17 protein-coding genes and 1 pseudogene are annotated in these 26,095 nt (G+C 45.6%); 6 read left to right on the plus strand and 12 right to left on the minus strand.

Going from position 1 to position 26,095, the window contains the following annotated elements:
• Positions 1–75 precede the first annotated feature (75 nt).
• On the minus strand, positions 76–279 hold the full coding sequence (locus tag AC3A14_RS08895) for a pentapeptide repeat-containing protein (RefSeq protein ID WP_318732726.1): 204 nt from the start codon (positions 277–279) through the stop codon (positions 76–78).
• 116 nt (positions 280–395) lie between these two features.
• Positions 396–1,799, minus strand: a complete 1,404-nt coding sequence (leuC, locus tag AC3A14_RS08900) for a 3-isopropylmalate dehydratase large subunit (RefSeq protein ID WP_318732727.1) — start codon at positions 1,797–1,799, stop codon at positions 396–398.
• Positions 1,800–1,933: 134 nt separating this feature from the next.
• Between leuC and panD the strand changes: the two genes are divergently transcribed.
• Complete coding sequence (gene panD, locus AC3A14_RS08905; protein ID WP_413038645.1) at positions 1,934–2,278, plus strand: aspartate 1-decarboxylase; 345 nt, start codon at positions 1,934–1,936, stop codon at positions 2,276–2,278.
• Positions 2,279–2,338: 60 nt separating this feature from the next.
• Here panD and AC3A14_RS08910 read toward each other — a convergent pair whose 3' ends face one another.
• The 4 genes from AC3A14_RS08910 to pckA form a co-directional block, all read right to left on the minus strand.
• Positions 2,339–3,067, minus strand: coding sequence for a hypothetical protein (locus AC3A14_RS08910; RefSeq protein ID WP_318732728.1), 729 nt, complete (start codon positions 3,065–3,067; stop codon positions 2,339–2,341).
• A gap of 219 nt (positions 3,068–3,286) precedes the next feature.
• A complete protein-coding gene (locus AC3A14_RS08915; protein ID WP_318732729.1) occupies positions 3,287–4,336 on the minus strand; it encodes a D-alanine--D-alanine ligase family protein in 1,050 nt (349 codons plus the stop codon).
• A 261-nt stretch (positions 4,337–4,597) separates the two neighbouring features.
• Positions 4,598–5,617: a type I glyceraldehyde-3-phosphate dehydrogenase gene (gene gap, locus AC3A14_RS08920; RefSeq protein WP_271936537.1), complete on the minus strand. Its 1,020-nt coding sequence runs from the start codon at positions 5,615–5,617 to the stop codon at positions 4,598–4,600.
• Between the two features lie 174 nt (positions 5,618–5,791).
• A complete protein-coding gene (pckA, locus tag AC3A14_RS08925) occupies positions 5,792–7,447 on the minus strand; it encodes a phosphoenolpyruvate carboxykinase (ATP) (protein WP_318732730.1) in 1,656 nt (551 codons plus the stop codon).
• A 740-nt stretch (positions 7,448–8,187) separates the two neighbouring features.
• Between pckA and AC3A14_RS08930 the strand changes: the two genes are divergently transcribed.
• The gene (locus tag AC3A14_RS08930; protein ID WP_318732731.1) at positions 8,188–13,203 is read left to right on the plus strand and encodes a DUF7948 domain-containing protein; all 5,016 of its coding nucleotides are present in this window, start codon (positions 8,188–8,190) and stop codon (positions 13,201–13,203) included.
• Between the two features lie 177 nt (positions 13,204–13,380).
• On the opposite strand, the gene pyk is transcribed toward AC3A14_RS08930, so the two are convergent.
• The 5 genes and pseudogenes from pyk to AC3A14_RS08955 form a co-directional block, all read right to left on the minus strand.
• Positions 13,381–14,805, minus strand: coding sequence for a pyruvate kinase (gene pyk, locus AC3A14_RS08935; RefSeq protein WP_318732732.1), 1,425 nt, complete (start codon positions 14,803–14,805; stop codon positions 13,381–13,383).
• Between the two features lie 164 nt (positions 14,806–14,969).
• A pseudogene (locus AC3A14_RS08940) lies at positions 14,970–16,002 on the minus strand (alpha-amylase family glycosyl hydrolase).
• Positions 16,003–16,042: 40 nt separating this feature from the next.
• Positions 16,043–17,119, minus strand: coding sequence for a LuxR C-terminal-related transcriptional regulator (locus tag AC3A14_RS08945; protein WP_318732735.1), 1,077 nt, complete (start codon positions 17,117–17,119; stop codon positions 16,043–16,045).
• A 48-nt stretch (positions 17,120–17,167) separates the two neighbouring features.
• On the minus strand, positions 17,168–18,022 hold the full coding sequence (locus AC3A14_RS08950; RefSeq protein ID WP_318732736.1) for a tetratricopeptide repeat protein: 855 nt from the start codon (positions 18,020–18,022) through the stop codon (positions 17,168–17,170).
• Between the two features lie 112 nt (positions 18,023–18,134).
• Positions 18,135–19,472 (minus strand): NB-ARC domain-containing protein, encoded by a 1,338-nt coding sequence (locus AC3A14_RS08955; protein ID WP_318732737.1) that lies wholly within the window; start codon positions 19,470–19,472, stop codon positions 18,135–18,137.
• A 158-nt stretch (positions 19,473–19,630) separates the two neighbouring features.
• Here AC3A14_RS08955 and AC3A14_RS08960 point away from each other — a divergent pair, with 158 nt between their 5' ends.
• The 4 genes from AC3A14_RS08960 (at position 19,631) to AC3A14_RS08975 (ending at position 25,341) form a co-directional block, all read left to right on the plus strand.
• A complete protein-coding gene (locus AC3A14_RS08960) occupies positions 19,631–19,804 on the plus strand; it encodes a hypothetical protein (protein ID WP_318732738.1) in 174 nt (57 codons plus the stop codon).
• Positions 19,805–19,981: 177 nt separating this feature from the next.
• A complete protein-coding gene (locus AC3A14_RS08965) occupies positions 19,982–20,314 on the plus strand; it encodes an NfeD family protein (protein WP_318732739.1) in 333 nt (110 codons plus the stop codon).
• A gap of 57 nt (positions 20,315–20,371) precedes the next feature.
• On the plus strand, positions 20,372–21,235 hold the full coding sequence (locus AC3A14_RS08970) for an XDD3 family exosortase-dependent surface protein (protein ID WP_318732740.1): 864 nt from the start codon (positions 20,372–20,374) through the stop codon (positions 21,233–21,235).
• Between the two features lie 365 nt (positions 21,236–21,600).
• Complete coding sequence (locus tag AC3A14_RS08975; RefSeq protein ID WP_487778980.1) at positions 21,601–25,341, plus strand: S8 family serine peptidase; 3,741 nt, start codon at positions 21,601–21,603, stop codon at positions 25,339–25,341.
• Positions 25,342–25,427: 86 nt separating this feature from the next.
• Here AC3A14_RS08975 and nth read toward each other — a convergent pair whose 3' ends face one another.
• Positions 25,428–26,081 carry an endonuclease III gene (gene nth / locus AC3A14_RS08980; RefSeq protein WP_318700442.1) on the minus strand — a complete coding sequence of 218 codons (654 nt, stop codon included), beginning with the start codon at positions 26,079–26,081 and terminating at the stop codon, positions 25,428–25,430.
• Between the last annotated feature and the right edge of the window lie 14 nt (positions 26,082–26,095).

The raw sequence follows: 26,095 nt of genomic DNA on the forward strand, positions 1-26,095 counted from the left end.
AGTTATTCTTCCATACGCTCTCTCAGATCAGATGGCAAGCTTGCGTCAGTGAAGTCAGCACGACTGAATTTAGCTCTATTTAATGATTGCTCCACTGAGGTTAGCTTCACTCAAATTGGCTTCACTGCAATTGGCTCTCCAGAGATTAGCACCCCAAAGATAGACTCCATTGAGGTTAGCCCCACTGAGGACGGCTCCACTAAGATTGGTGCCCCAAAGGTTAGCCCCACTGAGGTTAACACCACTGAGATTAGCTCCACTGAGATTGGCTTGTATCAATACCGAAAACGCCTATGAATTCATTCTATTTTTATGGTAAAGGTTTAGACACTAAAAAGATCGGGGGCATTTTAAATCCTCCCGACCTCTGGGTAATGGTTTAGAGGTTAATTGATTTACAGCAACTTCCGCACGTCGGAGACTTGGCCGGAGATTGCCGCAGCGACAACCATTGCGGGACTCATCAGTAAGGTGCGACCAGACGAAGACCCCTGACGACCTTTAAAGTTGCGGTTTGAGGAAGAGGCGCTCATTTGATCCCCTTGTAGTTTATCGGGGTTCATGGCTAAACACATAGAACATCCAGCGTTGCGCCATTCAAACCCGGCTTCGGTAAAGATTTTATCTAAGCCTTCTGCTTCGGCTTGTTGCTTGACGACTTCCGATCCAGGCACCACAAAGGCTTTGACTTGAGAGGCGACTTGATGACCTTGGGCAAATTTAGCGGCTTCTCGCAGGTCAGTGAGGCGACCATTGGTACAACTACCGATAAAGCAGACATCGATGGGGGTTCCGGCGATCTCCTTTCCGGGTTCGAGTTGCATATATTGATACGCTTCTTGGGCTAAGAAACGATCGCTATCGGGTAGACTTTCTGGAGTCGGAACCACTTCATCCACACCAATACCTTGACCGGGTGTAATTCCCCAAGTCACCGTAGGGGGAATCTCTTCAGCGTTGAACACCACCACATCATCATACTCAGCATCGGCATCCGATCGGATACTTTGCCACCATTGCACCGCTTTATCCCAGTTTTCTCCTTGGGGGGCAAACTCCCGTCCTTGCAGATAGTCAAACGTCACCCGATCGGGGTTTACATACCCACATCGTGCCCCTCCTTCAATCGACATATTGCAGATCGTCATCCGCTCTTCCATCGACATCTGTTCTAGGGTCGTTCCGGCATACTCATAGGCATAGCCTACGCCCCCTTTCACGCCCAATTTGCGGATAATGTGAAGGATCGCATCTTTGGCATAAACCCCCGGACGTAGGCTTCCATTGACTTCAATGCGGCGCACTTTGAGCTTCTCCAGAGCCAAGGTTTGGGAGGCTAGCACATCTCGCACTTGGCTGGTTCCAATCCCAAAGGAGATCGCCCCAAATGCTCCATGAGTTGAGGTATGGCTATCTCCACAGGCGATCGTCATGCCCGGTTGCGTCATCCCTTGTTCGGGGGCGATCACATGCACAATACCCTGGTTACCCGAACCCACATTATAGAAGCGAATCCCATGCTCTTGGACACTCGTTTCTAAGGCTTGCATCATCTCTTCTGCCAACGGATCTGCGAAGGGTCGAGCCTGGTTGTCTGTGGGCACGATATGATCGACCGTGGCAACGGTGCGATCGGGAAATAGTACCTGTAAATTTCTCTCCCGCAGCATGGCAAACGCTTGAGGACTGGTAACTTCATGGATGAGATGCAGTCCAATAAACAGTTGAGTTTGTCCAGAAGGAAGTGTACGAACCTTGTGGTTGTTCCAGACTTTATCAAATAGCGTGCCCTTGCTCATAGTCCATCGTAGCGCTAGGCGCTGGTAATCGGTAATGGGTAAACTGTTTTTTACCTTAGTTCACTGGCAGTTTATCATTTGATCCAGGGACTTGTATAGTCATTCACCTTAAGAAAAAGTAACGGAATCTAACTATTATGCGGATCATGTTAAAGTCCAAAATCCATCGGGCGACAGTGACTGAAGCTAATCTTAACTATATCGGCAGTATTACTATCGATCGCACTCTGATGGAGAAGGCTGATTTGTTGCCTGGAGAAAAGGTTTTAGTAGTCGATAATACCAATGGGAATCGTTTAGAAACCTATGTGATTGAAGGAGAACCGGACTCCGGTGCGATCTGCATCAATGGTGCTGCTGCACATTTGGTTCATCCTGGAGATATGATTACCTTGTTAGCCTTTGAAGTCACGGATGCAATTAAGTCTCCCATCAAGATTTTAGTGGATCAAAACAATACATTTGTAGAATTTCTATAGCGGTATGCGAGGTAATGGGTAATCCGTAATGAGTCATTAGCTATAGCTATCCCCTATTTTTTAAGAGGATTTGCGGATATTTCGATCGGGATACTCTTGGGGGGGAGTCTTGCGAACTACTTTTGGAGTCGATCCCTGTGGAATGTCTGGGGTGAGTTTGGGAAAGTTGGGAACTTGTAAAGAGGAATGCTGGAAGGGTTTGGCAGTAGGATTTACGTCAAAGGTAACGGGTTTTTGGGGTTGATTTGGAGGTGAAGTGAGTTCTGCGGAGGGGATAACTTCTGCTGGGTTTTGAGGCTCAAGAGGGGCTGTTTGAGGTGTAAATTGGTCTGGACTGGAGGGAGTGATGGGCTTGCGCTGAGAAACTTGGACTCGCAAGGGTTGGGGTTTTTCTAATAAGAGTGGGGTTCCGCGACGTTGGCGACGGTTGAGAGATGCTCGTTTATGGGCGTTGGGATTTTGCAGGCTTTTCCAGAGGACAAAGAGACCTCCCGATCCCAAGGCGATCGCTCCTAACCAGAGCCAGGATACAGTAGAGTTAACCTCTGGTTCCTCGATCTCTTCTATCGGTTCTGCTTCTTCTGTGACTTCTGCGATCGCCTCTTCGGGTTCGATCTCCCCAGGATTGAGTAGAATACTCAAAGCTTCATAACCGATACCGATCGCCAGCACGGCTAAAATGCTCCACACCAATAGGGTATGGTTTTGAAGGGGTTTCAGAATAAACTGGAGTCGGTTTGACCGTTGCTTTCCAGTAGAGCGATGAATGGATTTACGTGGATGAACCATAAATAGCTTCCCTGACTATACGTTGACCAGACCGACTCGCTTCGTGTCCGAAACTCATCTTACCCAATTTTGCGCAAATAGATCTGATGGGATGGGGGGATAGGGAGATGGGGGGATAGGGAGATGGGGGGACACGGAGAATCGGAGATATGGGGATATAGAGACGCGGAGAGACAGGGATAACGTCCTATTGCCTATTCCTCATTGCCTATTCCCTATTTACCGCTCTAGAGCAAATTCAATCAACTGATGCACCAATTCTGGGAAGGGAGTGCCCGTATTAGCCCAGAGTTGGGGGTACATGCTGGTGGAGGTAAATCCAGGTAGGGTGTTGATTTCGTTGATTAACACTTCTTGGGTAGACTCGATATAGAAAAAGTCTACTCTAGATAATCCGGAGGCATCTACGGCTTGGAAGGCTTGGATTGCCATATTTTGGATGCGATCGCTCACTTCGGAGGGTAAGTCAGCGGGAATGAGCAAATCGGCTTTTCCGGCGGTATATTTGGTTTCGTAGTCGTAGAAGTCGCTCTCAAAGGTGATTTCGCCAATAACGGAGGCTTTAGGATAGTCGTTACCCAGTACGGCACATTCGACTTCTCTAGCGGTAACTCCTGCTTCAATGATAATCCGGCGGTCATAACTGGCAGCGTTATCTAAGGCGCTTTCGAGTTCTTGGCGCGATCGCACTTTGGCAATACCCACCGAAGACCCCAAATTTGCCGGTTTCACAAAACAGGGATACCCAATTTCCGCTTCTATCTCATCGCAGAGTTTCGGAAAGACACAAGGATTTGACCAAACTTGAGCGCGAGTCACGGCTTTATATTTAACTTGGGCTAAACCCGCTTGAGCAAACACCATTTTCATGGCAATTTTATCCATACTCACCGCCGATCCGACGATGCCAGAACCCACATAGGGCACTTGCATCAGTTGCAGCAAGCCTTGAATTGAACCATCTTCTCCGTTCGGGCCGTGTAGAATGGGAAACCAAACGTCAATTTCGCTCACTTGGGAAGGAAACTCCCACAAACTTCTTCCTGGTGGGGTATCCGTGGATAAGGGCATACCAGAGTCTAGGACTTGAGTCGCGGTTTCTTGGGCATACCAGTAACCATCTTTACGAATATAGAAAGGAATGACTTGGTAGCGATCGCCATTTTCTCCGGTTTGCAGCGCTGTGGCGATCGCCTTTGCCGAAACAATGGAAACTTCATGCTCCCCGGAACATCCCCCAAACAATAGTCCTATCCGTTTCTGGCTCATAACCCTGGTTTCCTCTCCATATCAATAGCGAAGAGTTCATTATAACCTCCGGCTGTAGTGACTCAGGGACTTTCTCTTTCCCATCTGGGGGGTTCTGTCGATATCGTCATTAATTTTCCAGGAAAAGATCCGGCCCACTTTTCTGGCGTTGAGACTTTTTGGTGCCCTAATGCTGTGGAGTTAGGACAGAAAAAAATAGGGTGAGACGCGCTCACCCTATACCATACAGCATCAATAGGAAAAGAGAAGGAAAATCGTGAATTATTCTTTCGCCGCCATGGATAAGATTAAATCTACCATCCGGTTAGAATAACCCCACTCATTGTCATACCAGGAAACAATCTTAAAGAAGTTAGCATTTAATTCAATACCTGCACCGGCATCAAAAATACTTGAATGGGGATCGGAGGTGAAGTCCGTCGAAACGACTGGATCGTCTGTGTATTTCAAAACGCCTTTCATTTCACCTTCGGCAGCTTTCTTCATCGCTTCGCAGATTTCGGCGTAGCTAGTGGCTTTTTCGGTCTTGAAGGTTAAGTCTACGACTGAAACATCGGGAGTCGGAACCCGAAATGCCATCCCGGTGAGCTTGCCTTTAAGTTCGGGTAACACCAGGGTAACCGCTTTAGCCGCTCCAGTAGAAGCAGGGATAATATTTTGGGTGGCACTGCGTCCGCCGCGTAAATCTTTACGACTCGGACCGTCAACGGTGGGTTGAGTCGCAGTCATAGCGTGAACGGTAGTCATTAGGCCCTCTGCCAAGCCAAAGTTATCATTAATGACTTTAGCAACGGGAGCTAGACAGTTGGTGGTACAACTGGCGTTAGAAACGACCGTATGTTTCGAGGGATCGTAAGTTTGATGATTTACACCAACTAATAGGGTGGGGACTTTGTCGGGGTCTTTTTCCTTAGTGGGTGCAGAAATAACCACTCGTTTCGCGCCTGCTTGCAGGTGGGCAGAAGCTTTTTCATAATCGGTAAATAATCCAGTAGCTTCAACCACGAACTGCACACCGATATCGCCCCAAGGCAGTTCAGCCGGGTTTCTGACCGAATAACAAGGGATCTCTTTCCCATTGACCACGATCGCCCCTTCTTTGGCTTCGACTGTTCCCTTAAATGGCCCATGGGTGGAATCGTATTTGAGTAAGTAGGCAATACTTTCTGGAGGAACCAGGTCATTAATGCCACACACTTCAATTTCTGGATGGGCAACTGCCACCCGAAATACTAGCCGCCCAATACGACCAAATCCATTAATACCAACTTTCACTGTCATATTGACATGACTCCTGTAATCGAAATCGATAGGAAAACAACATTCCGCGATCTACTTTGGCACTTCCTCTTCTGAACCTGGGCTATGGCAAGAATGTTTTAAGCATTGATTCGGGAATAGGGAATAGGCAAGAGGCAATCTTCCCCATCTCCCTATCCCATCAGATCCTAGATTCTAATCAAGCTTCGGCCCGGCTGCGATAATTTCGGGTTCAGCAGTCTTAAAGCGTTTGAAGTTCTCAATAAACTTCTCGGCTAACTGGGTTGCTTGGCGATCGTAAGCTTTTGGATCGCTCCAGGTATTTTTCGGGTTGAGAATCTTCGGATCGACATTAGGAACGCTCTCCGGAATCAAAATCTTGAAGATTGGGTGAGGATAGAAGTTTACCTCTTTAAGATTTCCATTCAACGCCGCCCAAACCATATAGCGAGTATCTTGAATATCAAAGCGGTTACCCACACCATAGGGGCCGCCTGTCCATCCAGTATTAATCAAATAAACTGAGGTAGTGTCCTTGTGTTCTTCAAGGCGTTTGGCCAGCATTTCTCCATAAACCGTAGCTGACAGAGGTAGGAATGGTTTACCGAAACAAGCAGAGAATGTGGCTTCCGGTTCAGTTACACCGCGTTCCGTTCCTGCCAGTTTGCTGGTATAGCCAGACATAAAGTGATAAATCGCTTGCTCAGTGGTGAGTTTAGAAATTGGAGGTAGCACTCCAAACGCATCCGCAGTCAAGAAGATAACCGCATTAGGATGACCGCCAATACCCGGAATTTCCGAGTTAGGAATATAGTCAATAGGATAAGCGACACGAGTATTTTGGGTTAAGCGGTCATCGTCATAGTCTGGGACACGAGTTTCTTCATCAAGAATGACATTTTCTAGGAGCGCACCATAGCGGATGGCATTCCAAATTTCTGGTTCTTTTTCTCGTGACAGGCGAATGGTTTTGGCGTAGCATCCTCCCTCGAAGTTGAAAATGCCATCAGAAGACCATCCATGTTCATCATCTCCGATCAGGCGACGGCTGGTGTCGGCTGAAAGGGTGGTTTTTCCCGTTCCGGAAAGACCAAAAAACAGAGCAGTGTTTCCTTCATCATCCATGTTGGCGCTACAGTGCATCGGCAGCACATCGCGCTTGGTCATGTAGTAGTTCATGAAGGAGAAGGCCGATTTTTTCATTTCGCCAGAGTAAAACGAACCCCCTACAAGGATTAGTTTTTTCGCGAAGCTAACAACGATAAAAGCTTCACTATTAATACCGTCAATACCTGGATCGCCTTGTAAACCAGGAACAGCAATAATCGTGAAGTCGGCGTGATGACTTTCTAGTTCTTGAGCGGTGGGCCGGATGAACATCTGATGCACGAACATATTTTGGTAGGCTAGTTCGTTGATGATTCTCACGCTCATCCGGTAATTGGGATCTGAGCCAATATAACCGTCGAAGATGTAGAGGTCTTTGCCTTGAATGTAAGCGAGAACCCGTCTGTGGAGAAGGTCAAATTTTTCGGGAGATAAACCAACGTTGACCTTGTTCCAGTGAACTTCATCGTGAATGAAGGGTTCATCGACGATAAAGCGGTCATTGGGCGATCGCCCCGTATACTTGCCTGTTTCTACACAGAATGCACCATTGGCAGCCAAAACCCCTTCTTTTCGGGCTAGGGCATGTTCCAATAGTTTGGGAACTGCTAGATTTCGATACACCTGTTGGATATTACGAAAACCGAGTTCGTCGAGTCCGTAGTAGGGAGGACGTAGATGGGGCGCTCTGCTATTGGTTTCGGATGGGGTAGTGGCGATCGGTTTAATCGGAGTTTGAACCATAATCTAATCTCCTTAAATTCATATGACGTTACTTCTTTGTAAATCTTTGTGAATCCTTGCTTGATTCCTTCGATTTAGAAGATTCGACCTTTACTCTACCGTCAATCTTCAAGAATATTACATCCGCTTCCAATAAAAAATATGTCGAAAATTTACCGTTTTTATAGTTTGTTAAACTCATACTAAGAGAATAGTTTCTTAAGTCATAAAAGCCTAACAAAAATTCTGTCAAAGTCCGCTATTTTAATTTCTTGTCACCTATAGTACAGCCTGCTGCGATCTCGATAATAACAAAATTTTACTTCGATTCCCTTACTGAAAGTCCCGTAACTAATGATCCCCTCGATCCAAATCCATAAGACCACTTCAGCCTCTTCATTAATTCTAAATCTTAAGAAAAACAAAAGTCAAGAACAACCCAAAAAACAACTCAAACTTACTTAATCAAACGCAACAAGCATTTATCCCTTAAACCATCAATCTTTGATTATCTACCCTCTACCATCCATTAGATCAATTTAAAATCAAAAGTTAGAAACTGAAAATTAGGGCAATAGTCTATCCCTGCATCCCCATCCCCTCATTAACCCATTCCCCTACTCACCACTTCCTCCTCCTTCCATTCCCCCCATCCTCAAGCTATGATCGGAACAAACTCACGGGATTGACAAGAAAGATCAAAACCATGGGTAAGCTTTGCTATAGTTGGTTCTGTATAAGAGGTATGGGGTGAGGACAACATGGGAATTAATAGTCAACTGCCATCAAACATTCCACAAACAGCACAAGACGACGTACTCCTAGCTTCACAAGCGCTTAACGCGCCTGTTTCTCCCGAAGCTAGGGCAGAGTTCACCAGTCAACGGCCCCTGAGCTTCATCCAGAATGATGGACAGGTGGATGACTCCGTATCCTTCCATGTCCGGGATGGAGACGTGGGTGAAGTTTTCTTTACTCAAGAAGAAATCGTTGTCGCCAACGGTGATGATGTCATTCGGGCTAACTTTGTTGGCTCCAACCCCAATGCCGAGATTAGGGGATGGCAGCAACTTCCTGGTATTGCCAACTTCTTTATTGGTAACGACCCCTCCAAATGGCGCACCAACATCGCAACTTTCGAGGGGGTATGGTATGAAGAAGTCTATGCAGGCGTTGACGTTAAATATTCTGGTGAAAGCGGACAAGTTAAACGGGATATCTACGTTGCCCCCAGTGTAAGCGTTGACACGGTTGTAATTGAATACGAGAACGTCAATGATATTGAAATTCGCGAAGATGGCTCCCTTGCTCTGATTACCGACACCGGAGAACTAACTGAGAAATCCCCCATCGCCTATCAAATTATTGACGGTCAGCAAATTGATGTCGATGTTGCCTACAAACTTCTCGGCGATAATCAAGTTGGCTTTGAAGTCGGCAGCTATGACTCCAACCATGAATTAGTCCTTGACCCCATCCTGGAATACTCCAACTACTTGGGCGGAAGTTCAGTCGTTTCACTAGAGGTCCAACCCTTCAATGATTTCCGGTTAGAAACCCGAACCACAACCCAGACTATTCCAGGGGTTCCTCCCAATCCCCCTAGTACCATTACCAACACAGAAATCGCTACAGTAACCTTCCAGAATGGAACCTATGTTGCTAATGCTACGAATGTTACGGCTCCTGTACCTGCGGAAGATGCGGGCTATGCTATTACTGTAGACCAGTTTGGAGCGGCTTACGTTACCGGGGAAACCTTCTCCGTTAACTTTCCTAGAAAGCCACCTGAAGACGTACTAGACCCTTTCACTCGCCCTCTACCTGATCCGAGTGCCGGTAATGATGTTCGAGAAGCCTTTATCTCCAAAATTAATAGTGATGGCAGCTTAGTGTACTCTACCTATATCGGAGGAGCAGACAAAGACCGGGCAAATGATATTGCTGTAGATCAGGCAGGGAATGCCTATATTGTTGGTGAAACGGAATCTTCAGACTTTCCATCACAACAAGGGCGTACTACAACACCCTTCCAAGCCTTTGCTGGCGGTTCCCAGGATGCTTTTATCCTCAAGCTCAACCCTACTGGAACCCAGATTGACTATGCTTCTTATCTCGGCGGTAGTGGTTTTGAGCGAGGATCTAGCATTGTTGTAGATCCTAATGGAGCAGCCTATGTTACCGGACAAACCACATCAACTGGACTGGGAACCGCTGGAGTGTTCCAACAAAATACTAATGCCACTAATGGTAGTGATGCCTTTATTGCTAAGGTGAATGCGACAGGGACTCAGTTAGTTTACTTTACCTATGTGGGGGGTCCTGGATTTGAAGAAGGCATTGGCATTGATATTGACAGTACAGGTAATGCCTATATTTCGGGAACCACCCAATCTTCAGGTTTAGCGACCTCCGGAGCTTATCAAACGAACTTAGTTGGCTCTAGTGATGTATTTGTCTCTAAAATTAACGCCAATGCCACCCAACAAGTCTATTTCTCCTACCTTGGTGGGGGTGGTGGAGATGTTGCCGGTGGTATTGTGGTTGACGATGCAGGTGCCGCCTATCTGACAGGTATTACTCCCTCCCCTGACTTCCCTACGGGCCGGAATCTCCAGTCGGGACAAATTCGCAACTTTGCCCAACCCACGTTCCAATCTAACTATCAAGGAGGGCAGTTTGATTCCTTTGTCACTAAGTTTAACCCTGATGGCACATCCTTAGCCTACTCTACATTCTTAGGCGGCAGTGGTAATGAAGGGGTTGCTTTCTTACCGCTAACTGCGTCGAGTATTGGTGTAGACGAGGCAGGACAAGCTTATGTTGTGGGGACAACCACGTCCAGAGAAAACAGTGCGAATCCTTTCCCCATTAGAAATGCAGAACAGGCAAATTTTGCTGGCGGTCGAACAGATGCTTTCTTAACCAAACTCAATCGGGATGCCTCTGGGGTAATTTACTCTTCATTTTATGGAGGAGATGGAGATGATTATGGCTATGGAATTGCAGTAGATTCAGCAGGTGCTGCTTATACCACTGGACAGACGGTTTCGAGTAACCTCAATAATAACCGTAATCCCCAGTTGCCGCCTCCTGGGACATTTGAAGTCTTAACCCCTGGATATCAAACGAGCGATCCCAGTCCAGCACGGAGTATTGACTTTTTTGCTAATAATGTACCTGGGTCGAGAACTCGAATTGGCACTCTAAATGTAGCGAATGAACCCGATGCGTTTGTTACGAAATTCTCCTTTGAAGGGGTAATTGTTACTGAATTTGGAGGCAGTGTAGACCTGGCAGAAGGTGGAGTAACTGATTTTATTAGCCTAGAACTAGCCACCCCCCCCACTGCTCCTGTTACGATTCTCCTTACTCCTGATAACGAATCTACCATTTCCCCCAATACAGTCACGTTCACGCCACAAAACTGGAATCGTCCCCAAGCTGTACAAGTGATTGCTGTTAATGATGGGGATGTAGAAGGAGCGCACCAGAGTACCATTAGTTTCCAAACCTTTAGCGCAGATTCCAACTATAACAATATCTTCGTTCCCTCAGTGACAGCCAATGTTACCGATAACGACACCCGAGTGTTTGTCGAGGAAAACCAGCAACCGGATGGTACAAGGGGTTTACTCGTGTCTGAAAATGGAGATACTAATACCTACACTATCCGATTGGCTCAACAACCGGCTCCGAATACGACAGTGGAAGTAGTTTCCTCCCCAGATTCCCAACTCACGGTTGGTGCAAATGGCAATGCTTTAGGAAATACCCCCTTTACTCTAACCTTTAGTCCCACTGACCCTCGTAACCTCTGGAGTAATCCTCAAACCGTAACTGTGGGGGCAGTTGATGACCTGATTCAAGAAGGGAACCATACGGGAGAATTGCAACTCTCGGTGACTAGCCAAGATGGACAGTTTAACAACACTAACGCCATCCTGGTGAACGATACCCCCCTCACCCAAGAGCAAAATCAGCGCAGTACTCTCACTGCCAATATCTTAGATAACGACCAACCAGATATCTTTTTAACAGTTCCCAGTGGAGAGCTAACGACCAGTGAAGATGGTACAGGGTTTAATCTCTCTGCCCGATTAGGCAGTATTCCTACCAGCGATGTAGTTGTCCCGATTACAATTAGCGATGCTACAGAAGGGAGGGCAGTTCCTGCCAGTCTGACATTTACCTCACAAAATGCCACTCAACTACAAACTGTACAAATTCTTGGGGTTCCTGATGCAATCATCGATGGAAACCAACCCTATGTGGTAACTGTTGCGCCAGCTCAAAGTGCTGATCCTAACTATAACGGACGGCAAGCAGCAACCAATGAATTTAATGTTCTTAACCTGGATATTGACACCTTTGGAGTCAATGTAACTCCAGTTACGGGTCTGAGGACATCTGAAGAGGCAACAACAGCTACTTTTGAAGTGGTGCTCTCTAGTAGTGAAGCGCCTCGGGCCAATGTACAGATTGACTTTAGAACCTCTGACACAGGAGAAGGATTAATTTCTACGGATGGGCAAACCTTTACTGAAAATGCTTCTCTGGTTTTTAATGCCCAAAACTTTAATGTTCGTCAAACGGTAACAGTTCGAGGGGTTCCCGATGGGGTGGTCGATGGCAATCAAGCCTATACGATTTTGAGTACGCCTACGGTTAGTACGGATCAACGGTTTAATAATGTCCCCGTACAAAATGTGGCGGTGATTAATAATGATATTGATCGAGTTGGCTTGAACTTTAATCCTAGGAGTGGCTCAACTACAGTCAGTGAAGATGGCACATCGATTCAATATACCGCTTCTTTACAAAGTCGGCCGAGTGCCAATGTGGTGATTACCGTTCAACCGGATGTACAAAGTTTGGTAACACCTCAAGTCCTGACGTTTACGCCAGAGAACTACGATGAGGTGCAAACGGTTACTATTACTGGCTTTGACGATCGCATTGTGGAAGGAACCCACAGCAGTACGATTAACTTCTCCATTGAGTCTGGCGATTCGGATTATGGTGATTTAACCCTTGACCCGGTAACGGTGACTGTTCTGGATAATGATACCAATCGCCCTGGTTTGACTCCTTCTCCAACTCCTGCACCTTCTCCCTCTCCCGGTTTCCCCAGTTTCCCCGCCTTCCCCAGTTTCCCAACTTTCCCAGGCTTCCCCTCACCCACTCCTGCACCGGCTCCTGCACCGGCTCCGAGTCCCGCGCCTTCTCCCTTACCAGGAACAGGAAGGGCAACCCCCGGTAATGACTTTATCGATATGGGTGCGTTAAATATCCGCAGTATTTCTGCCCTACAAGGCAATGATATTGTGATTGGTAGTCCTGGCAATGATTTCATTAACGGTAACCAGGGTAATGATTCCCTCTTGGGTTCAGCCGGGAATGATTTCCTCTTTGGTGGTCAAGATAATGACACCCTGCGTGGCAGTACCGGTAATGATAACCTGAATGGAGATTTCGGAAATGATTACCTGGAAGGAGGAGCCGGTAGAGACTTGCTCAGTGGCGGTGCTGGTAATGATGTGTTTGTTTTACCGACCAGTGGTGCAGTAACTACAGTCTTCCAAGCTGACCGAGTTCGAGAGTTCGGTAATGGATTTGACCTGATTGGATTAACCGATGGGCTGAATCAAGGGAATATCCAATTGTTGCAGACGGGATCGGATACGGCAATTCTGTTTAATGGGTTATATCTGGGTGTTGTGGAACGCACGACTCCGGGTCAGTTAAACAATCGGTTTATTCCGGTTTCGTTGTAAGGGTTAAGTCTTCTTCTCCCCAAACCCCTCTTCACTAGGGGAATACCTTCGCCAATCGTCAGGAGGCAAGGGGCCCCCAGCCCCTTGTTAAACCTAGTGAAGGCCAACCTACGGGAAAATGGCGAAGGTATTGCTAGGGGAGAGGAGGTGACCAATTACCCATTACCAGCCAGCCAACTATCCCTGAATCCGGTGAATCTTGATAAAATTAGTCCCACGAATTTTCTGTACGGGAGAGCCACCTAAGACCAAGATTTTATCCCCTGGAGCGGCTAAATTTTTAGCTAATAGTTGCTCATTAATTTGCAGAATTAATTGCTCCAAAGAGTCTTCTGGATTTTCCAACAACATGGGTTTTACTCCCCAGACTAAGTTTAAGCGATGATAAACGCGATCGCGGGGAGTAAATGCGACTACAGGCGCTTTAGGACGTTCCGCTGCCGCCAGAGTTGCTGTATAACCACTCGTCGTAAAACAGGCAATACAGCGCAGATCCAGGATCTTATCAATTGTATTCAGAGCTTCACTTAAGGCATGGGTTTCATCAATTTCTGCTGGTGGATAATTAACAAATTCAGCTTCCTTTTCGGTATCCCGAGCAATTCTGACCAACATTTCCACCGCTTTCACTGGATATGCACCCACCGCAGATTCTCCTGAGAGCATCACCGCATCCGTACCATCCATAATTGCATTGGCTACATCGGACGCTTCCGCACGAGTCGGCCGAGGATTGCGAATCATGCTATCTAACATTTGGGTGGCGGTAATCACCGGAACTCCCTGTTGATTACACAATTGGATAATCCGCTTTTGCAACTTGGGGACGCGCTCTGGACTCATTTCTACGCCTAAATCTCCCCGTGCCACCATCAAACCATCACATTGCTGCATAATGGCTTCTAAATTTTCAACAGCTTGGGGTTTTTCAATTTTAGCCATCACCTGAACATGGTCAGCTTTATGTTCATGCAGAAATTCTCTGAGGGTGAGAATGTCCTCAGCACTACGAACAAAACTTAGGGAAACCCAATCAATTCCTTGGTGTAACCCAAAGATTAAATCCTGTTTATCTTTCTCTGTCATGGAAGGCAAACGTAGGCTTAAAGAGGGCAAATTCACCCCTTTACGATTTTTCAGGATACCTCCTTCGATTACCTTACATTCTACTTGGTTGCCCTGGATGGACATAATCTTGAGTTCTAATAAACCATCATCGAGCAAAACCTGTGCCCCCGATTGAGCTTCTTCGGCTAAAAAGGGATAATCAATGGGGATGGTTTGTTCTTGGCCGTTATATTCAGCTTCGGGAACCAAGGTAACCGATGCTCCTGGAATTAGGTCTAGTTCACCTTCGGGAAATCGTCCCACCCGAATTTTGGGCCCCTGCAAATCTTGCAATAAGGTAACTGGAATATCTAATTCTTCGGAAACTTGTCGCAGTCGCGAGACGACTTTAGCATGATCGTCATAACTCCCATGGGAGAAATTAAGACGAGCAACTCTCATTCCTGCTTGGACTAATTCTCGCAGCACTTCTAGCTTATTGCTGGCAGGGCCGATGGTAGCAACGACTTTGGTTCGAGAGAGACTTGAGTTCATAGAATATTGCTGGCTAAGAACGTCTATTCTCACCTAGGGTAACAGCTTAAGATTAATCTCTCTTCAAGGAAGGTTAAGAGGACAATAGGCAATAGGCAATAGGCAATAGAGGCGTGCGAGCATCCTGCCCATCTTCTCTATGCTCCGTGTCTCCGTTCCCCGTGTCAATCCATGGGTGCAAGAATACAACCTTGGCGAGGGGGAAGTTGGAGCTGGAGATCTCCATTGTCTGACCATTCGATTTCTGCTTGCCCATAAACTAGGGTTTTGGGGATGTGATTTAAGTTCCTGGGAAAACAGCGCACGGTAATAGGTTCTTCTCCTGCATTGAGGGCGATCATCAGGGTTTGATCGGTTTCTTGACGGGCGAAGATATAAACGAGTCCTTGAGCAAAAATAATGTGATAGGTTCCGACTCGTAGGGCGCGATACTGGTGTCTGAGGGCAATGAGTTGGCGATGGTAGCTGAGGATGTTTGGCTGATGCTCTGCATCGCTGGAGAGACTGCGCTTTTCTGGAGAGGGAAAACTGCGCCGACAGTCCGGATCGATCGCTCCTTCTAATCCGATTTCGTCGCCATAATAGATGCTAGGCGCTCCAGGGAAGGTCATGAGTAGGAGAGTGGCTAATTCGACGCTGGGGCGATCGCCTTGAGCGATGGTGACTAAGCGGGCGGTATCATGGGAATCGAGGAGATTGAGTTGCGCCAGTTGAATTTCCCAGTCATAGAGATGCAGTAAGGATTCGATTTTACTGGCATAACCGGCAGCATCAAGGGCAGGATAGGGTTCATAGGCAGAATTACGGACCAGATCGAGATTGACGCGATCGCCAGCAGTAAAGGCGATCGTTGGAGCAGTAAATAAATAGTTCATGACTCCATCAAACTGGGTTCCATCAAGCCATTGCATCGACTTGGTAATAGTCATGGGTATGGTAGCGGTGATTGCAAGCGGATTGAAAGATGGGGGTAAAGTAAATGGCGGTAATGCCCAAATCTTGTAAATAATCGAGGGTTTCAATCACCCCCCAAAGGTTTCCGCCCTTATAGCCTTGCCCGGTTGGGGAACAGTCCCAGGGTTCGAGGGGGAGATGGGGATAAGTTGTGCTTGGGGGTGGCTTGCCTTTGGCGAGGCGATCGGGAAAAATTTGGTAGAAAACGGCGTGTTTTACCCAGTCTGGTGTCTGAATGTTCATCTGCCACAATCTCCCTGACTCATTGTTCATTATTCATTGCTTAGTGGGGTAGAGATATGGGTTCAGAGTCTGTGTGTAATCCTTGGATTAAGGAATGAGTATCTAGGTTGGTGTCTAGATGTTGCCGAGCTTCTAGCTGCCAAAGGTCAAGTTCTGGCGATCGCCAGGGAGAATGGATAGAACGGGTTTGATGGGAGTCACAGTCTAGACATTTTTGCCAAGACTGGCTGGCTTCTGTAGGTTTGTCTTGGGCTTCGAGGACTTGAGCCAGGAGACAGTGGGGAGCGGCGCGATCGCTATTTAATTCTACAGATTTTCGTAGCCAGGTTTCGGCTTGGGACAGGTCTTTTTTCAGGAAGTAAGCCCATCCTAGGTTTTTATAGAGCGTAGATAGAACGGCTTGATTTTTCACTTGGTCGAGGATGGGAGTAATGCGTTGAATGGCAGTATCTGGATTATGGCTCAAAATGTCTAGGCGGGAGAGGTTGCTGATGGCAGCATGGGCAGCATGAGTTTCGGCTTGAGCTGCTTGATTATAGTGATGGTAGGCGTTGGGAAAGTCGCTGAGTTTTTCATAGGCTGAAGCCAGGTTGTAGTGGACTGCGGGAGAGTCGATCTCGAATTTGAGCGCCCATTGCAGGTAGAATACGGTTCCTGGGAAGTCACCTTGCATATAGGTCTCGTATCCGGTATTTTTGAGGCGATCGCCGATTTGCTTCTTTTGGCTCCTATCACTACTGTCTTGCCAGAGTCGCAGTTTCAGTTCTAGATTCTTGTGAATAGCCTCAATAGGCTGGATCTCTTGCAGTAAATCTAGGATACTGTCATCCCCTTCATTTTGACTGGGTAATGGAGTTTTCAGTAGTTCGGGCTTATATCGAGCCACCAGGGAAACAAGATCGGAGCGCTTGGAGCGGCGCTGTCCGTTCTGTGACTCAGAATTGGCTAAACCGAATTGATCGACAATGCGCTCCACATGCTTGCGGATAGCCGGTTCGCCAATGCCGAGAGCCTCTGCGATCTTCGCGTCTGCCTCACCGGAAAGAATACCGTTGAGGACTTGTTGACGGCGATGGGTTAATTTACTGTAGACTTGTTCAAATTCTTCTTGATTCATATCCTATCTTTACCCATTACCAGCACATATTCTCTGCGCGATCGCAGACTATTCTATCTTTTGTGCCAAAATTTTCTCCTTAAAACAGGCTGCCTCTTCTCTAGTTAAAGGAATTTCAATACCAGCCGCCCGTTCTGCCTGTGTTGCCAATTCAATTGCCTCAATCTTATCACCTTCAGCTTCAGCTACTTTGGCCAAAGCCAGTAAACCTCTTGCGATCGTATCAGTTCGGTTAATCTTTCTACTAAGATAGATCGACTCTTGATAATACTTTTTGGCATTCTCATGATCTTGTTGCACAAAATACCATTGCCCCGAATTAATCAGAGGATCGGTTAAGTAATATTCGTAAGATGGATCGTCAATAGAACCTAAAAGATCTATTGACAAGCTCAGTTCTCGGCAGCTACTAGCTAACTCATTTTCATTGAGATAATATATCCCCAAGAGATTATGTAACTCTGCTTCTGAACAAGTCCAAAGATTCCAAAGATCTCGATCTTCCCGATATATTTTTGTTCGTTCTTCAATCGCTATACTCAAAGCATTTCCATAGTAATTCAATGCCATTTCTATTTGTTGCTTCTGAGAATACAAAACGCCCAAATAACGTAAAGTTCTACACTGCTTCTGAGTATCTTTCAAGGATTCGTACCTTTGCAATGCTTGGAGAAAATTATTTTCCGCAACCTCAAAGTTTCCCCACTCCATGTTAACCCATCCAATTTCATTCAGTGCCTGTGCTTCTTCTGGCACCTTGTTCAGCTTTTGTGCGACTCTGATGACCACATTACTAAAATCATTAAAATCATGCCAATAGCCATACTCGAACAAAGGATCTGTCAGCGCATCCCAAACTTTCATGAAAACAGAAAATGCTCGTTCCCTATCTTCATTTTCCAATAAACACTTTTCCTCTAAACTTCGGAGCAAATTAAACAAGTTCTTTCTTTCTTCTAAAATATGTATGTCTATGGAAGACATGTCTCTTTACTCCTTAAATAAAAGATTAACCTTACCAATTGATACCCAGTTTCCACTGAGCAATATTTTCTAACTCTTGTAAATCGGGTTGCCAGTTATCCACTAAGCCACTTCTCAAGCTTCTCCTAACCCAAGGATGCAAGTCATAGCGATAATTCCCTTCAACATCTGTGACATTTTGAATCAAATACCACTGCTTTAACTCCCGTTTCGCTACACACCAATCTGACCGCTCGATTTTTTGAGTTCCTAATAATTCATCTAAAGTTATACCAGCATCCGCTTGTTGACCCATATAACGCAATACATTTTTAGCTGAATCATTCAAATGTTTCCATGCAGTTTCTAGAGAAAACTTATAGAAGTTTTCCACTTCTCCACTCGCTTCTTCTAAGGAAGACAAAACCGGTTCTAAATCTTCATCATACCAAACACGTCCGACGATAAAATGCAAGGCTAGCGGTGCGCCACAAGATAATTCATATATTCTTTGTAAATTGCGTTCGCTAGCATTTAACAAAGCAGAAATATTATTATTCTTTGCCTCATCTTGCAAAAGGGCATAAGACCATCTTTGTTCTAATCCTGGAACATGCTTCAATCCTAGATAGGGAACTTTCTTTTCAATACGACTGGTTAGCAAAGCTCGACTAGGATTAAGCATTTTGACCAACCGAGGTAGGATTTCTTCAATATTTGATGTCTCAGCATTATCCAAAACCACAAGTGTTTTTTTCTCTCTTAATTTTTCCTGAACTTTCTGCTGAGTACAACTTAGTTGATGGGCTATCTGATTAATAAACTGGTTCCAAGTTAAAGTGTCGTCCTGATTGGTTTGGCTAAGGGTTCCATCAACAAATTCACTTTGCCTAGCGGTTACCCAAAGAACCTCAGCGAAAAGATTCTGTTCGAGGGCTGTCTGGGCAATTTGACAAGCTGCCTCTGTTTTTCCATAGCCTGCCGTGCCGTTCAATGATAAAATTAAGGGCTGTTGAGGATCTTTAAGATAATTTAGCACTTCAGTCGTGAGAATTTCTCGACCCCAGACTCTCCGACAACGAAGGTTGGGTATCCAGATTCCTGTACGATCTTCAGGATTCGTTTTATCAATGACTTCTTCCCAGTTCAGTGATAAAACTTGGCAGTAAGCACGGAAGGCATTAGCATTAATGGGGTATTTTCCAGCAAGAAAACGTTTCCACGTTCCCTCAGAAATCCCTTCAGCAAAAGGTTGGCCATCCTTACGGTTAGGCTCAAGAATTTTGGTGGCTTCAAGAAGCCATTTATCGCTATCAACAGTCCAGCCTTTTTGGTTTCTAGACTTTTTGATCCATGTGAGTCCATTTTTAGAAGCTCTAAGAGTCTGCATATTGATATTGTTTTTTTGTCAAGATCAATTTTAGATCAGCTTGTTAGCGATCTTAGCCGATCTGGTGGATAAATGCAAAATTAGTCACAGTAAAAGTAAGGCTAATCAAAAACTGATTTGGTTTAGCTTTGTTCCTTAATGTTGCTGAACATAATCCGATGAAAAGCTTTATCTTGTTAAGTTTAACCCTATCCACTTTTTTGGCGATCGCCTCTTCATCTAGCCAGTTATTGGTCAAGTCTGCTTGGTCAGAAAACGCCGCGATCGCTGAAGATCCCATTGTTCCAACCAATGTCGAACCCCAGGCTCCTAAGAGGAAGCCGGTTAGTTAACCAAGAGTATTGGGCGATCGAGGTTCCAGGTAGAGATAAGCCATTTCCCCTACCTGGAACGAGAATTTGTAACGTTTTGTGTAAATCTAGACCTAAACCCCTTGACAAGTCAGGAAAAGTTCAGTATCAATTAGTTGTGTCACTATAAAGACTAAAAATCACATAGAAGACATGTCTATGAATTGGCATAAAACACCCCCTCCTAGGGCTAACCTGTGGCAATGGCTTCGCGGTGTGTCTAGACCATCATCGCCTAAAGTGACAATTCCCACTCCCTTATTACCTTGCTGGACAACCTCCGATCCCTTAGTTCCCCTCGAAGGGGAAGGAGTAGTGGACAAGCCCATTCCTCCCTATGGACGGGGCCGAGTATATTACCGAGGCTCTTGGTGGCCGGCCACCTGCACGGAGGAAACAACGTTGCTCACCGGTCAGGAAGTAAAAGTTATTCAACGACAGAACCTTACGTTATGGGTCACACCTGTAGCATCTCGCTTAACCCAGAGATAAAGACTCGCTCAAATTTTTGGGTTTCGCTTCGTATTACAATTTGGAGGCATTAAGTTTATGGCCAGGTTTAACTTAAGAGAATTCGTTGCTCTTTCTTGTATCCTAAGTAGCACGACTGTTGTCAGTATTACATTGCCATCTCAAGCGGCTGTTTTGCATAATGATTGGTCTTACTCCATTGACTCTTTTAATGATGGTATGTCTGGCCATATTGTTGGTGGAACCAAGTATGAAATTTATGGAACTGCTATCAAGCAAACCCGCGATCGTATTTTTATGGCAATTAATGCCAATACTCCTCTAGAAGGAGTACATAGTGATTATGCTCATGATAATCAGGTGAGTTGGGGAGACTTATTCTTCAATTTCTCAGGACAAGACCTCAATACCGCTAGTGCTAATGGGAATCTATTTGGTGTTCGCTTTTCCAGTAATAATGAATCTGCGGCTCCAAGTTTGGGTGTTTTTGGTAATGTTACAGCAACAGATGTAGCCAATCAAAATGGTCTTCTTCTGGACAATTTATCCGCCTATAATAATTGGGTAACCAGTCATGGAGGCACCCCTTCCATTGGAGATTTTTCGGCAACCGATCCATACTTCGATCAAAGCCGTCATGTACAAAATGTAATCGCTTCTGGAACCAAGCTAGGTGATATTAACTTTGTCAGTGATGTGAGTACTCTCGGATTAGATTTTACTCATTTTAATGCGACTGGAAATCATACCTTTGCCTTTAGTTTTGATTCTTCCTTATTTTCTACTGGAGACTTTTTATATCATCTAGGTCTAGAGTGTGATAATGATATCACAGGAGGCATTGGAGAAGTTAAAGATGTACCTGAGCCTTCGAGTCTCATCAGCTTAGTAACACTGGGTCTGGTGTGTACTGGCTTAAGATTACGGAAGTCTGTAGTCTAAGTAATGCTGATTAAGAATGGAGTGGAGTGGAAGGAGGCAATCTCAAGAATCTCGATCATCTTTGTAATTGCTTCCTTCTGATTGCAAGAAAAATTGTTTAATAGGACTCGATCTAAAGTCGATTAATAATGATAGATTCTGAATTATTTTCAGAACTTTTATTTGCTATAACAATCTTTATAGATGCTAGTAATAAAATCAATATAAACCCTGAAATGTATGTTAAAATAAAGAAAGTTTGTGTGGAGACACAAAGACACAAATTCAAGAGGTAAAGAAATCAGAAAAAACTGATTTCTCCTCTTTTTTCCTCTAAGATTGACACTTCAAAGGCTTTTCATCAACCTAATCAGGAGGCAATACCGATGATTCGCTTCGGAACACCAGAGAATGATTTAATCGTTGAAACCCAAGAAAATGACATAATTTGGGGATTAGCAGGTGCAGATATTATTGCCAGTAATGCTGGCAACGATCAACTCTACGGTAATCAAGGAAATGATGTGATGTTAGGTGGCACGGGTGCCGATCGCATTTGGGGAGGAAAAGATGATGATTTGATCGTCGGAAATCCACAGGAAGATTATGTCAATGGAAATTTGGGCAACGATACGGTCCATGGCGGTCAAGGTGATGACTGCGTGCGCGGCGGACAGGGTAATGATTGGGTTTCTGGCGATCGCGGCAACGATATCCTCTACGGCGACTTAGGCGACGATACCCTAGTCGGTGGTCCCGGACAAGATATCTTTGTTTTAGGCAGTGGAGAAGATGTCATCGTTGACTTTACTCCTGGACAGGATCGAGTGGGACTCGCTTCAGGAGTGACATTTGATAGTTTACTGGTGAGTCAAAGGGGAGAGGATAGTGTGGTTAGCGATCGCAGCACCGGAGCCATTATCGGCATCTTCCAAGGCATCGACGCAACCACCCTTGAGGCATCCCAATTCACCAACACCCTCCTCAACATTCCCACTCCTTCACCCCTGCCTTCCGTACCCGATATTCCCTCATCCTCTCCCTCTCCAGCACCCAGCCTTTCCATCCTGCCACCTGCTGCTGAAGTTACGGCGATCGAAACCGATCCCGGCAACACCCTAGAAACCGCCAGCAGCATCTCTCTCGCCTCCAATACCCGAACCTTCTCCCAAAGCGTCGGCGGTAGCGATGTTGCCGACTACTACAAATTCAGCCTCGGTGCAACCAACACCTTCGAGTTATCCCTAACCGGACTTACCGCCTTAGCCACCGTCGATGTCTTAGACGAAGAAGGTAACGTCGTTCTCAACGGACAACTGAACAACAACACCTCTGTCATCTCTGGAGAACTCCCTGGTGGTGCTTACCGGTTACGCATTACTAGCGACGCTCCTACTAACTACCTACTTAACACTCGCATCGTTCCTCAACTGCCTGGAATAACTACTGATGTATCAGATTTTATTGCAGAAAGTGATACCAATGAATCACTTCCACTCATTAGCGTTGATACTTTTAAAGCAGATCAGCGCTTTGATAGTGTTGATGGAAGTGGCTATGCTGTTGTTATTCTCGATAGCGGTATTAATGAGGCGCATCCTGCCTTTGAAAATAGAATCAAGTTTACTCATGATTATGTAAACAATAAGAGCAATGAAGCTATTGATGATAATGGGCATGGCTCTCATGTTTCCAGTATTGTTGCTTCTTCAGATAGTCGCTTTCTTGGGGTTGCCCCTGGAGCAGATATTATTCACCTCAAAGTTTTAAACAACAAAGGAAAAGGAAGCTCCTACGATATTCAACAAGCTTTGCAGTGGATTGTTAACAATGCCGATGAATACAATATTGTCGCTGTCAATATGTCGTTGGGTTATGGTAACTACAGCAGTCCAGAAAGTAATGGCCCATTTTCTGATGAGCTACGAGATTTAGCGGCAAAAAATATCATTGTTGTCTCTTCTTCAGGAAATAACTTTTGGTCAAATGAAAGTGTTCCCGGAGTAAAATATCCCTCTGCCGATCCAAATTCATTATCAGTTGGTGCTGTTTTTGATAATTCCTACACGGAATTTCGCACGTTTGCCGATCTCAATGACGATGGAGAAGTGACATTTGATGAAGTAGCATCGATCAATAGGAATACCCGGCCAGATGACATTACAGCATTTTCACAACGCCATCCAACATTAACAAGTGTTTTTGCACCAGGAGCGAGAATTCATGGTGCCGATGCTACTGGAACTGGATTCAATGAAAAATCGGGGACATCGCAAGCAGCACCTCATGTGGCGGGGATGGCAGTTTTGGCACAACAGTTGGCAATGGAAAAACTAGGTCGAAGATTGACGCCTGCTGAATTTGAAACTTGGATTAAAAATACAGGCTATGGTATCTTTGATGGAGATAGTGAGGATGATAATGTCACCAACACGAATACGGATTATCAACGAGCCAACATATTTGGTTTGGCTGAGGCGATTTTAGAATTACCAACAGAATTGCCCATACCTGGATCGTTACAAGCTAATCCAGATACATTAAGTGGCTTCTCGGCAACAGTGACGGGGACATCAGGCGACGACTCTCTTGCTAGTCAGGCAAATGAAAATAATACTGTTCCTATTACCATCAATACGGCTGACATCTTAGCTAATGACTTACCGAATGATAACCTGGTGGTTCATAGCGTCAGTAATCCGTTTGGTTATTCAGTTGATTTAGCTGGTGATACCATCACATTTATTCCGAATATATTAGACCCAGGAAGTTTTCAGTATACAACCAGAAACACAGCTACAAACCAGACCTCTAATTTAGCAACTGTCATATTAAACTTTGACCTCAACCTTGATGGACTAGAAGGTAATGACATTCTCGTTGGAGGGCTATTGGGTCGCGATACCATCCAGGGTGGAGATGGAAATGACAGTATCTTCGCAGGTCTTAACTCTGTTAATGATGATACTGTCGGTGGTAGCGATACTGTTGCCGGTGGTCGTGATGACGATAGTATTTGGGGAGGTAATGGCGATGATTACCTGGATGTTGACGCGAGTCTAGTCAATTCCATTATTCCTGCAAGTGATGATGCTGTTCAAGGCAATGACACTATAGACGGTGGATTCGGTAATGATACGATCGGTCGCTTGGGTTCTGCGGTAGGAGCCACTGGAGTAGACTACTACGATGGTAGGGAAGGTAACGACAGCATCCTTGGTGGAAATCAAGGGTCTAATGCTCCTGGTGATACACTCATTGGAGGAGATGGAAACGATACTATCCGTGGTGGAACCAATGACTCTGGTCGAGATTCCATTGTTGGTGGCAATGGCAATGACAGCATTGCCGGTGGTGCAGAGAGTTCAGGTGGCGATACTATTGACGGTGGTAATGGTGAAGATAGTATCCAAGGTGGGGCAGGAAACGATCGCCTCCTTGGTAGTATCGGTCACGATTTCATAGATGGTGGAAATGATAATGATACCGTCTTAGGTGGAGACCAGAATAATACACTCCTAGGTGGTGCTGGTAATGATAGTATCGTTGGTGGACATGACATCGATATTATGGAAGGAGGCTTGGGTAGTGACACTCTCAGTGGTTTTGATGGCTCAATTATAGCAGATGGGACAGACCGCTTTGTTTTTAACTTGACAGAACTACTCGGCCCTGGAAATACGGAAATTCCGTTTCCTCCAACTTCTCCATTCTTCGGTTTCTTTCCTCGGCTAGGAAATCTTCCTGCATCTGTAAGTCCATCTAACGCCGACTTTATCACCGATTTCGATCCCAACCAAGATGTCGTTGAAATTGGCAAGCAAGTCTATCCCATCATGGATATTTTATTAGATCCTACCCCAATCAACACAACCTTTGGCGGACAAATGAATCTCAATTCTCCTGGAGGACAAGCGGGTAGTCTGAACTTGACAGCAGTAACCGGTGGCACACTTCTGTACGTTGAACGGAATAAAAGTTCGGGTTTTACAGATGGAGTGAATGGAGATATTGCTGTGGCTACTTTCCTCGGATTGAACCCAAGTGATTTTACGGAACTTAACTTTATCGGCCCTGTTTTTGGCGGCCCAGTTACTGTAATTATAGGACAAAAAATCTCTCCATAATGACGTTAGCTCTAGCTCTGAAAGTTGGGTTGACTGGCACTTAACCCAACCTTCATTTACTGATAAATTGTTGTTGTGCAGCTCGATCAGCTTTGATTAAACTCACACAAATCGGCTAAAACACAATTCGCACAATCCGGTTTTTTCGCCTGACAAATGGCGCGACCATGATAAATTAACCGGATTGACCAATTTTCCCAATCAGGTTGGGGCAGGAGGCGCATTAAGTCTCGCTCTATGCGAATGGGGTCTTTGTGTTCGGTTAAGCCTAGGCGATCGCTTAAACGCTTGACATGAGTATCAACAGTTACGCCCATATTAATGCCGAAACCGTGGGCAAGGACAACATTAGCCGTTTTCCGAGCAACGCCAGGAAGTTTGAGCAATTCTTCCATTCTTTGAGGCACTTTGCCCCCAAAATCTTGCACAATCATGTGACAAGCGCCTTTAATATTTTTGGCTTTATTGCGATAGAATCCAGTCGATCGCACCAAAGCCTCCAATTCCTCTAACGGTGCATCTGCTAACCCAGGGGCATCCGGATAGCGTCGGAATAATTCTGGAGTCACTTGATTCACGCGCTCATCCGTGCATTGGGCGGATAAAATGGTCGCCACCAGCAACTGTACGGGCGTTTCATAAGTTAAGGTACAGGTGGCATCGGGATACAAACGCTTCAGCCGGATCAGGATTTCTCTAGCTTTTTGCTGTTTGGCTGACCATTTGCGGGTGATATTCATCGATACTGGGATAA

Source organism: Roseofilum sp. (assembly GCF_982964205.1).